Source organism: Halorubrum sp. SD626R, from assembly GCF_001261915.1.
Classification (GTDB): domain Archaea; phylum Halobacteriota; class Halobacteria; order Halobacteriales; family Haloferacaceae; genus Halorubrum.
Genome location: NZ_CVRT01000088.1, coordinates 21,334 through 30,997, shown reverse-complemented (window position 1 = coordinate 30,997; position 9,664 = coordinate 21,334). Strand labels below are relative to the sequence as shown.

General features: G+C 70.6%; 12 protein-coding genes. 5 read left to right on the top strand and 7 right to left on the bottom strand.

Translation table 11 applies throughout. The features are described from left to right. Window positions 1-58: 58 nt before the first annotated feature. Entirely contained in the window at window positions 59-361 is a 303-nt protein-coding gene (locus tag SD626R_RS09745) for a PRC-barrel domain-containing protein (RefSeq protein ID WP_092566112.1), read from the top strand. Window positions 362-365: 4 nt separating this feature from the next. On the opposite strand, the gene SD626R_RS09740 is transcribed toward SD626R_RS09745, so the two are convergent. From SD626R_RS09740 to SD626R_RS09720, 5 genes are all read right to left on the bottom strand, one after another. Continuing rightward, window positions 366-692: a DUF5789 family protein gene (locus SD626R_RS09740; protein ID WP_092566110.1), complete on the bottom strand. Its 327-nt coding sequence runs from the start codon at window positions 690-692 to the stop codon at window positions 366-368. Window positions 693-783: 91 nt separating this feature from the next. Then, complete coding sequence (locus tag SD626R_RS09735; protein ID WP_092566108.1) at window positions 784-1,197, bottom strand: JAB/MPN domain protein-containing protein; 414 nt, start codon at window positions 1,195-1,197, stop codon at window positions 784-786. Between the two features lie 2 nt (window positions 1,198-1,199). After that, the gene (locus SD626R_RS09730; RefSeq protein ID WP_092566118.1) at window positions 1,200-1,892 is read right to left on the bottom strand and encodes a hypothetical protein; all 693 of its coding nucleotides are present in this window, start codon (window positions 1,890-1,892) and stop codon (window positions 1,200-1,202) included. Between the two features lie 127 nt (window positions 1,893-2,019). Further along, complete coding sequence (locus SD626R_RS09725) at window positions 2,020-2,580, bottom strand: thioredoxin family protein (protein WP_092566106.1); 561 nt, start codon at window positions 2,578-2,580, stop codon at window positions 2,020-2,022. A gap of 84 nt (window positions 2,581-2,664) precedes the next feature. Continuing rightward, a complete protein-coding gene (locus tag SD626R_RS09720; RefSeq protein ID WP_092566104.1) occupies window positions 2,665-2,937 on the bottom strand; it encodes a hypothetical protein in 273 nt (90 codons plus the stop codon). 98 nt (window positions 2,938-3,035) lie between these two features. Here SD626R_RS09720 and SD626R_RS09715 point away from each other — a divergent pair, with 98 nt between their 5' ends. Both SD626R_RS09715 and SD626R_RS09710 read left to right on the top strand, forming a co-directional pair. Continuing rightward, window positions 3,036-3,221 (top strand): hypothetical protein, encoded by a 186-nt coding sequence (locus tag SD626R_RS09715; RefSeq protein ID WP_092566102.1) that lies wholly within the window; start codon window positions 3,036-3,038, stop codon window positions 3,219-3,221. Window positions 3,222-3,271: 50 nt separating this feature from the next. Beyond that, the gene (locus SD626R_RS09710; RefSeq protein ID WP_092566100.1) at window positions 3,272-5,827 is read left to right on the top strand and encodes a response regulator; all 2,556 of its coding nucleotides are present in this window, start codon (window positions 3,272-3,274) and stop codon (window positions 5,825-5,827) included. 87 nt (window positions 5,828-5,914) lie between these two features. Here the strand turns inward: SD626R_RS09710 and SD626R_RS09705 are convergent, their stop codons facing one another. Together SD626R_RS09705 and SD626R_RS09700 are read right to left on the bottom strand one after the other, a co-directional pair. Next, complete coding sequence (locus tag SD626R_RS09705) at window positions 5,915-6,313, bottom strand: OsmC family protein (RefSeq protein WP_092566098.1); 399 nt, start codon at window positions 6,311-6,313, stop codon at window positions 5,915-5,917. Between the two features lie 94 nt (window positions 6,314-6,407). Further along, a complete protein-coding gene (locus SD626R_RS09700) occupies window positions 6,408-7,130 on the bottom strand; it encodes a metal-dependent hydrolase (protein WP_092566096.1) in 723 nt (240 codons plus the stop codon). 211 nt (window positions 7,131-7,341) lie between these two features. Between SD626R_RS09700 and SD626R_RS09695 the strand changes: the two genes are divergently transcribed. Together SD626R_RS09695 and SD626R_RS09690 are read left to right on the top strand one after the other, a co-directional pair. Beyond that, window positions 7,342-8,433 (top strand): sensor histidine kinase, encoded by a 1,092-nt coding sequence (locus SD626R_RS09695; RefSeq protein WP_092566094.1) that lies wholly within the window; start codon window positions 7,342-7,344, stop codon window positions 8,431-8,433. A gap of 76 nt (window positions 8,434-8,509) precedes the next feature. Further along, complete coding sequence (locus tag SD626R_RS09690) at window positions 8,510-9,598, top strand: zinc ribbon domain-containing protein (RefSeq protein WP_092566092.1); 1,089 nt, start codon at window positions 8,510-8,512, stop codon at window positions 9,596-9,598. The last annotated feature ends 66 nt before the right edge of the window (window positions 9,599-9,664 follow it).

Here is a 9,664-nt window from a genome sequence, read left to right as displayed (position 1 = left end):
TCTGACGGGCGTCGTTCGACAACGAACGCTTAATAGGCGCGCTCGTGACCGTATCCCTATGAACGCGGCTCCACAGGAGATCACGTCGCTCGTCGGTCGTGAGGTGTACTCGAACAACGGCGTCTTCGTCGGCGAGATCGAGGACGTCCGCCTCGATCTCGACGCTCGGTCGGTGACCGGGCTCGCGCTCGCGGAACTCAATCACGAGCTGTTCGCCGGGCGCGTCGACGGGAACACCGGCGTCATCGTCCCGTACCGCTGGGTCCGCGCCGTCGGCGACGTCGTGCTGATCAACGACGTCATCGAGCGGCTCGACACCGGGAGCGACGAGGAGGAGGCGGAGGTCGGCCAGTCCGCGTAGCCGGTCAGAACGGGAGCGCGTCGCGCAGGCTGTTCAGGAGCCCGCCGCCCTCCCGACGCTTGCGGTCGAACACGGGGTACAGCGCGTCGAGGAACTCGGTCTCGTTCTCGAACCGGGTCTGCGGTACCTCTTCCAACGCCTCGGAGAGGCGGACCGTCCGTCCCTTGGCGTCGTACGGGATCGCGCCGTCGTCGAGCGCGTCGACGATCTCCTCGCCGGTCGCCGGGAAGGAGACGCCGGCCTCCTCTATCCGCTCGTCCAACACGGCGATGCCGAACTCGATCGCGTCGGGCTCCGAGGGACCGCCGCCGCCGGGTGGGCGTGCTGCCATCGCACCGACGTACTCGCTCGCTCCTTTTTAAACCCATGCCCGCGCGGCGGGCCCCGGGCGGACCGCGTCGGGGCCGACTCCCCCGAGGCGCTCACTCCGGGATCGACTCCTCGGGCGGGGCCGCGTCGACCACGGCGAGCTCCCGCCCGTCCCCGGAGCGGTCGAACGCGGCGACGCTCTGGTCGTCGTACGGCGGGACGGCGACCAGCACGACGGCCGCGAGGTCGTCGGTCTTCGACACGCCGAGGAAGCCGTCCGGGTGCGAGAGGAACCGCGCCGCGCCGTGGCCCGCGGGGGTGCCGAGGTCGATCCCGAACACCGCGTTCACCGACCCGCCGACGTCCGGCGTGAAATGCGTCAACACGGGGGTCTCCGGGTCGAGTCCGGTGTCGCTCTCGAAGTCGCCGGCGCGCGTGGCCGAGAGGCGGAGGTTCGTCTCGCCGGGGTCGGTCTCGGCGGCGCGTTCGAGCAGGACCGTCAGCAGGTCGCGGGTGACGTGGATCACGCTCAGATCCCGATGGCGGACCGCAGCGTCTTCGCGTAGAGCCCCGGGGCCTTCGACCGGGAGTTCGAGAGCGCGTCCTCGACCGCGATCGCCGCGCCGTCGAGCACGCCGACGCCGTGCCCGACAAGCACGCGGTCCGGGTCGTGACCCGACAGCGCCGTCGTCGGCGGCGTGAGTCGCAGCATCGGGTGGACGCCGATCCGCTCGCGGTCCCCGCGGAAGTACGAGGCGGAGCCGAGCGACTCGGGGACGATCAGCGTCTCGCCGTCGAAGAACCCGGCCTCCTGCCACGGCGGCACCGAGGAGTCGCGGATCCGGAACGCCTCGAAGCCGGTGTCGGCCAGCCGTTCGCCGAACCGCTCGACCGGCGCGTCGAGCTCGCTCGCGACGCCCGTCATCCACTCGGGGACCCACACCGAGGCGTCGTGGCGGGCCGCGACCGCGGCGCTGTCGCGCTTGTGGCGATCGAGGCCGACGACGACGCCGGCGACCGTCCCGAACTCGGCGAGCAGGTCGTCGAGGCCGGGGGCGTCGACCGGGTCGAACACCCAAACGTCGTCCGTCTCGCTCTCCTCGTTCGGCACCGCGACCGCGTGGCTCGCGCGCTCCATCGCCTCGTCGGGGTAGGCGATCCAGCCGACGCCGCCGTCGAACCGATCGATCTCGTGGAGGTCCGCCTCGCCGTCGCCTTTCATTCCCATACGAACGCCTTCGGCCCGGATCCCTTTCAACCCGTCTCCGGCGGCGAGGTCGTCGGGGGCGGTCGCTCAGCGGACGGTCGCCCGGAGATCGCTCGCGGCACGTCGCGGGCCCCGACGCCCCCTACGCCTCCGGCCACTTGATCGAGCAGCCGCGGGAGGGGCGGTCGGGGACCTCGACGTCCTCGCCCGCGAGCACCGACTCCACGGCCTCCCGGACGTAGAACTCGGTCGGCTCGTCGTCGGGGTTCAGGGCGTCGTCGAGCCGGCCGTGATACCGGAGCCGCCACGCGTCGCCGTCGCGGCCGAACAGGAACGGGTCGGGCGTGCAGACCGCCCCGTACGCCTCGGCGACCGCGCCCGTCTCGTCGCGGAGGTACGCGTCGTAGGCGACCGTCCCGTCGGCGACGCGCTCGCGCATCGCCTCGAAGGAGTCGTCGGGGTACTCGTCGGCGTCGTTGGGGTTGATCCCGACGACGGCCAGGTCGTCGTAGTCGGCCGCGAACTCGTTGAGGAGCCCGAACTTCGCCTGCGCGTACGGGCAGTGGTTGCAGGTGAAGACGACGAGCAGCGCGTCCGCGTCGAACGAGTCGAGCGCGTGCGTCTCGCCGTCGACGCCGGGCAGCTCGAATCCGGGGGCCGCGTCGCCCCGGTCGAGCGTCGAGTCTGACTCTTTCAGCACCATGCGTCGCGCTACCGTCGGCGGGAGTAAAACGGTTCCGCGGTCGCCGGTGCGCGACACCTCGACGCGAGCGGCGGCGGGCCGCGCCTATCGGCGCGCGAGCATCCGTGCAATGACGTGGGCCGCGCCGACCGCGCCCAGCCAGCACGCCGCGAACGCGAGCGAGAGGGCGGCGGCGACGAGCGCGGCCCCGAGGGCCGGAAGCCCGGTGACGGCGGCGAGCAGTCCGGCGGTCGCCGGGAGACCGGTCCCGACCGTCACGAGAGCGACGCGGGCGATCCGGCGGCGACGAGCGTCGCCCGCGCCGTTCCGCCGGTGCGCGCCCCGCGTTCGCTCCCGCCGCCTCTCGCCCCGTCGCACGGAGGCGCTGGGCTCGGTATCGCTCCTAAACCCCCGGACGATCGAGGGAGAGAACCGCCGACTCGGGGGTTTTTGCGTCGGCCTCGCCAATCGCCGGTATGTCCTCCCGCGAACCGTCCTACCGAACGCTCCGGCTGCTGTGCGCGAACGGCGCCGGCATGGTCGGGTTCCTCGTCGCGTACGCGGTGGGGCGGGAGTTCCGGATCGCGATCGTCGCGGGACTCGTCGTCGCCGCTATAGGCTACGTCGCATCGAAGACGGTCGCCGAGTACGCGGGAGAGTGACGTCCCGGCAACGGAAAGATTAATTTGTCGGATTGTATGTACAATTACGAATGACAGGAGGGGACGCGAACAGTTCGGTGCCGGTCGCGGACGCGAGGGGTCCGCCGTCCTCGATCCGAGTCCTTTTCGTCGACGACGAGCCGGGGTTCGCTGACACCGCGGCGTCGCTCGTCGAGGCGCGCGACGACCGCTTCGAGGTGACCCCCAAGACCGATCCGAGCGAGGCGTTGGACGCGGTCGAATCGGGGGGGTTCGACTGCGTCGTCAGCGACTACGAGATGTCCGAGACCGACGGTGTCGAACTCCTCAACGCCGTCCGAGAGCGACGCGGCGACCTCCCGTTCGTGCTGTTCACCGGTCGGGGCTCCGAACGAGTGGCGAGCGAGGCCATCGCCGCCGGCGTCGACGAGTACGTCCCGAAGAACGACGCCGACGACCCCTACGCGACGCTCGCGTCGCGGATCGCGGGCGCCGTCTCGGAGGCGCGTGCCGACCGGGGGCTCGAGGAGCATCTCGATCGAATGACCGACGCCTTCTGTGGGATCGACGGAGAGTGGCGGCTCACGTATCTCAACGAGCGTGCGGAGGAAATGCTAGAGCGCGACGACGACGATCTCCTCGGCGACCCGATCTGGGAGCGGTTCCCCGACATCCGGGATACGACCCTCGAAACGGAGCTCCGGACGGCGATGGCAGAGGGCGAGGCGCGCGCGTTCGAGTACCGCTTCGACGCGATCGGGGTCGATCTCGCCGTGAACGCCTACCCGTCTGAGACCGGTCTCTCGGTCTACTTCCGCGACGTGACGGAAGAGAAGAGGCGCGAGCGCGAACTCCGCGAGCTCTCCGAGCGGTTTCGGCTCGCGGTGGAGGGCGCGGACGTCGGCGTCTGGGACTGGGACGTCCGCACCGACGAGGTGCGGTTCGACGAGCGATGGGCCGGCATGTTGGGGTACGACCAGTCCGAGATCGCCTTCAAGCTCGCCGAGTGGGAAGACCGCGTCCACCCCGACGACATCGGCAGAGCGTGGTCGGCGCTGGAGGCGCATTTCGCCGGTGAGACGGAGTACTACCGGTGCGACCACCGGATGCGGTCGAAAGACGGAGAGTGGCGCTGGATCCGGGACCGCGGCCGGGTCGTCGAGCGCAGCGACGAGGGGGAACCGGTCCGCGCCGTCGGGATCCACATTGACGTGACCGAGGAGAAGGAGCGCGAGCGCGACCTAGAGCGCTACCGGCGGCTCATCAACGAGCTCCCCGACCCGGTGGCTGTGTACGACACCGACGAGCGGTTCGCCGTCGTTAACGATAAGCTCGCCGACGTGTGCGAATCGACTCGTTCGGAGCTCGTCGGTCGCCGGAGCCGCCTGTTACGGCGGCTTCGCGAGACTCGAGAGGACGACCCGTTCACGGCGCTGATCACCGGCGACCGTGAGACGGTGTCGGGAACGGTCGAACTCGACCTCCCCAGTCGGTCCGACGCGATCATCGACTTCACCCTGCGGCGGCTCGTCATCGACGACGAGTTCGATGGGGTGCTCGCCGTCAGCCGCGACGTGACAGAGAAGCGCCGCCGACAGCGGGAGCTCGAACGCACCTCGGCCAGGCTGGAGGCGCTCTACGAGGACTCGCCGGACATGATCGACATCCACGACGAGACGGGCGAGATCGTCGACGTGAACCGCGTGATGGCGACGGAGCTCGGCTACGATCGCGAGGGGCTGGCCGGGATGCGCGTGTGGGACGTGGACCGAGAGCTGGACCCGGACGAGGCGATCGAGATGTGGAACGGGATCGAGATGGACGAGACGCGCCGGCTGGAGACGACGTTCCGACGGGCCGACGGCACCACCTTCCCGGTCGAGGTACAGGTCCGTCGCGTCGACGTGCAGGGCGAAGACCGGTTCCTCGCTACCAGCCGCGACATCTCGGAGCGGAGGGCGTACGAGCGCCGGATCGAGCGCGAGAACGAGCGGCTCGACGAATTCGCGAGTATCGTCTCGCACGACATCCGGAACCCGCTCACCGTGCTCTCGGGGAACCTCCGACTCGCCCGAGAGACGGGCGACGAGTCGTACTTCGACCGATGTGACGCCGCGCTCGACGAGATGGACCGGCTGATCGACGACGTGCTCACCCTCGCTCGCCAAGGCGACGCCGTCGGGTCGGTCGAACACCTCTCGCTCGAAAACATGGTGAACCGACACGCGGACGAGGCGCTGAGATCGATCGGCGGCGAGGAGATTGAGGGCGGGACGGGCGACTCGATCGAAATCGCCGTCGAGGCCGAGGGCGACGTCCTCGCGGATCCGGACCGGCTCCAGCGTCTGCTCCTGAACCTCTTCCGGAACGCGGCCGAACACGGGGGAGACAGGGTCGTCCTCGGCGACCTTTCGGACGGGTTCTACGTCGAAGACGACGGTCCCGGGATCCCCGAGGACCGACGCGACCAGGTGTTCGAGAGCGGCCACACGACGTCCGAGTCGGGGACCGGATTCGGGCTCGCCATCGTCCAGCGCATCGCGGAGGCTCACGGCTGGAACGTGACGCTGACGGAGGGGAACGACGGGGGCGCCCGCTTCGAGTTCACGAGCGTCGAGCGACCGTGACCCCCGAGACCGCGACGGTCCCGCGGCTCCCGAGTCGTCGGTCGGCTTGACAAATCGACCGGGGGTCGAAGCGCGACCGACGCCGGCTCAGAAGGCGCCGGGGTAGACGCTCACGTCGGCGTGGAGCCCCTCGCGGAGCGCGCTGTGGACGTGACAGATCCCCTCGGCGCGCTCGGCGATCTCGGCCGCGGTCCCGTCGTCGAGGTCGGCCTCGACGTGGACGTCGAAGGCGATCGACGCGAGGTCGTCGTCATCGTCGAGGTCGGCGCTGGCGTCGATCTGGATCTTCCCGAGGTCCTCCTCGCCGCGCTGGCTCCCGCCGACGCGGAAGGCGGGGAGGTAACAGGAGGCGTACGTCGCGACGAGCGCGGCGTTCGGGTTCGGCCCCGTCTCGTCGGTCGCGTCGATCTGCAGGTCGAACTCGCCGACCTGACTCGTGCAGGCGTACCCTTCCTCGGAGACCGTGGACGTCTCGATGTCGGACATACGAGTCGACGATCGGCTCGCCGGGGCCTAAAGGTTGCCATCAGCGGAGTCCGTCCCGGCGCGTTCGAAAAATGCGGATCGACCGACCGGCCGACTACTCCAGCGTGTACGTCTCGTCGCCCTCTAAGACGACGGGCTCGGCCGCTGCGCCCGCGGCCTTCACCTCGTTGACGAACTCCCGCGTCTCGATCTCGATCGGTCCGAACGAGTCGTAATGCATCGGGAACACCACGTCGGCACCGACCCAGTCGGCGGCGATGCCGGCGCCCGCGGGCCCCATGGTGAAGTGGTCGCCGGCGGGGAGCGCGGCGGCGTCCGGTTCGAGGTACGGCGCGATCACGTCGACCATCTCGGACATGAGACCGGTGTCGCCCGCGTGGTAGAACGTCGTGCAGTCGGGGTCAGACTCCTGAGTCGGCTTCTTGTCGCCGATGACGAAGCCGGCGGGCATCCCGGCGGAGTAGTCGGGGTCGTTCTCGATCCCGTTCGAGTGGTCGGCGCGGACCATCGTCACCCACGCGTCGCCGCACTCGACGGTGCCGCCGATGTTCATGCCGCCGGCCGCGACGGAGTCGTCGAGGCCGAACTCCTCCTGGACGTACGCGGTCAGCTCGGGCGTGGCGACCACGGTCGCGTCGGGGTACGCCGCGGCGTCGCCGATGTGGTCGGCGTGGCCGTGCGTCAGGAGGAGGTAGTCCGGGTCGAGCTCCTCCGGGTCGACGTCGGTCTTCGGGTTGTCGAAGAACGGATCGATCAGCAGTTCCGTGTCGTCGACGACGACGTGCCACGTCGAGTGGCCGTGCCAGGTGAGTTCCATGGTGCGTCCGGATCTTCTCGACGAGCCGTAATAAAAGTCGACGCCGCGGATCCGCGCGGCTCCCTCCGGGATCGACAAAGCCGGAGGCCGGGCGTCCGAACGTTTTCGAACGAACGATCCGTTTTCCCGCGCCGGACGGCAATATCTTCCCGCGGGCACACGCTTACCACCGGGATGCGCGTACGGCGGACCGTGACAGTGGAGCCTCGGTATGGCACGTGAGGAACCCGGCGACCGCGACGACGACGGCGACGGAAGGCGAACCGACCGCTACCGCCACCTGATCGAGCACGTCCAGGACGCGGTGGTCGAGTTCGACCTCGTCGACGGGGAGCCGGTCGTCTCGTCGGTGAACCGCGCGTTCGTCGATGTGTTCGGGTACGACGCCGACGAGATCCGCGGGGAACCGCTCAACGAGTGGGTCGTCCCGGAGTGGAAGCTGGACGAGGCGCGCGCGCTCGACGCGAACACGTCGTCGGGCGAGGTCAACTATCAGGAGGTGACCCGCGAGACCGCTACCGGGCTCCGCGAGTTCCTCTACCGCGGGATACCCTACGAGGGCGGCACCGGCTCCGGCGGCTTCGCGGTGTACACCGACCTGACGGAGATATCGCGGAACGAGCGCCGGCTGAAGGTGCTCAACCGAATCCTGCGTCACAACCTCCGGAACAACGCGAACGTCGTCGCCGGCCACACGACACGGCTGCTGGCGGAGACGGACGGCCCGGACGCCGAGACGACCGAGTCGGCGGCGACCGTCGAGCGCGCGGCCCACGAGCTCGAACGGCTCGCGGAGGAAGCCGGTCACATTCACCGGGTCCTGCGGCGACCGACCGACGAGGACGCCGACGTCGACGTCGCCTCGCTGGCCCGCGCGGTCGCCGACGACCACCGGACGCGCTCGCCCGGCGCCGCGATCGAGGTCGCCGTCGAGGAGGGGGAGACGGTGCGGGGCGACGACCGGCTCCGGTACGCCATCGACAGCCTCGTCGACAACGCCATCGAGCATAACCCGAGCGCGTCGCCGCGGGTCCGGATCCGGCTGGACGGGCCCGCCGACGAGGCGGACGCGACCGCGGCGGAGTGGGCGGTCCTCCACGTGGAGGACGACGGGCCCCCGATCCCGCCGAACGAGCGCGACGTGATCCGCGACGGCGAGTCGATCACGCCGACGCACCACGGGAGCGGGCTGGGGCTCTGGCTCACGGAGCTGACCGTCGAGGCGTTCGGCGGCGAGCTCGCCTTCGACGCGAGCGACGACCTCGGCGGAAACGACGTCTCGATCCGCCTCCGGCGCCGGTAAGGCGAAGAGCTGAGATCCGCGGCGCCGGCACGTCTCGGGAGAGGAGTTAACAACGGCCCGGCCCTACCCCGGTTCGATGCCCTCCGAGCGGACCGAGAGCTCCTCCCCGACCGACCCGTGTCGCGAGTGCGGACGGGTCCCGCCGCCCGACGCGAACTTCTGTCCCGGCTGCGGGGCCGACCTGCGCGCCGGGACCGGCGCCGCCTACTGTTCCGAGTGCGGCTCCGCGCTCCTCCCCGAAGACGAGTTCTGCGCCGACTGCGGGGCGGCGCGGCCCGAGACGCGCCGGTCGGAAGCGACCGGGCACGCGACGGAGCGGGGCGGCGAGCCACCGGACTCCGATGCGCACCGCGCGTTCCGGCGACGGGTGCGAGACCACCTCGACGACGGCTGGGAGCTCACCGAGGACCGCGGCGACCGCGTCGTCCTCGTCGACAGGGACGTGGGCTCGATCCCGGTCCACGTTCTCCTCCTGTTGACCACCGGCGGCGTGGGGAACCTCCTGTACGGCTGGTACCACTACTCAGAGCTGGCCGAGACGCGCCGTCTCAGCGTCGCCGACGGGCCGCTCCCCGATGGGGAACTGGTCCCGCCCGGCGGCGACGACGACCCGCTCGTCGACCTCTCCGGCTACCTGTTGGGCGGTATCCTGCTCCTGATCGGCGCCGGGGTCGTCGCCGTCTCCGCGGGACAGGGGTCGGTCCTCGGCGCGGCGTTCGGCGCCGCGTTCGCGCTAGTCGGGCTCACGCTGACGCCGCCCGCGGAGCGCCGGCTGAAGCGCCGGCACGGCCGCTCACGGTTCGGGCGGACGCGGACCGTCGACCACCGGGTCACGCCCGCGACGGAGCGGACCGAGTCGCCCTGCGTCGTCTGCGGCGAGTCGTTCGAGCGCGGGGTCGTCCGCCGCCGGCGGGACGAGACGGTCCTGGCCGGCGTGCCGGTCCGGACGCACGCGATGGAGCGGAACCGCTACTGCGCCGACTGCGCCCGTTCGGAACTGTTCGGCGGCTCCGAGGGGGAGGCGGACGGCCGCGTCGAGAGCGTCGAGCCCACGGACCGCGTCGAGACCGGTGGATCGACCGGCGACGCGGAGTGCGACGGATCGACTGGCGACGCGGAGGGCGACGGATCGGAGGCGGCGACCGACAGCGCCCGCGACGGCTGACGCGGGCGGCGTTCCGGGCGATGGGAAACGGACCAGACCGCTTATCAGCGTCTGCCCGACAACAAC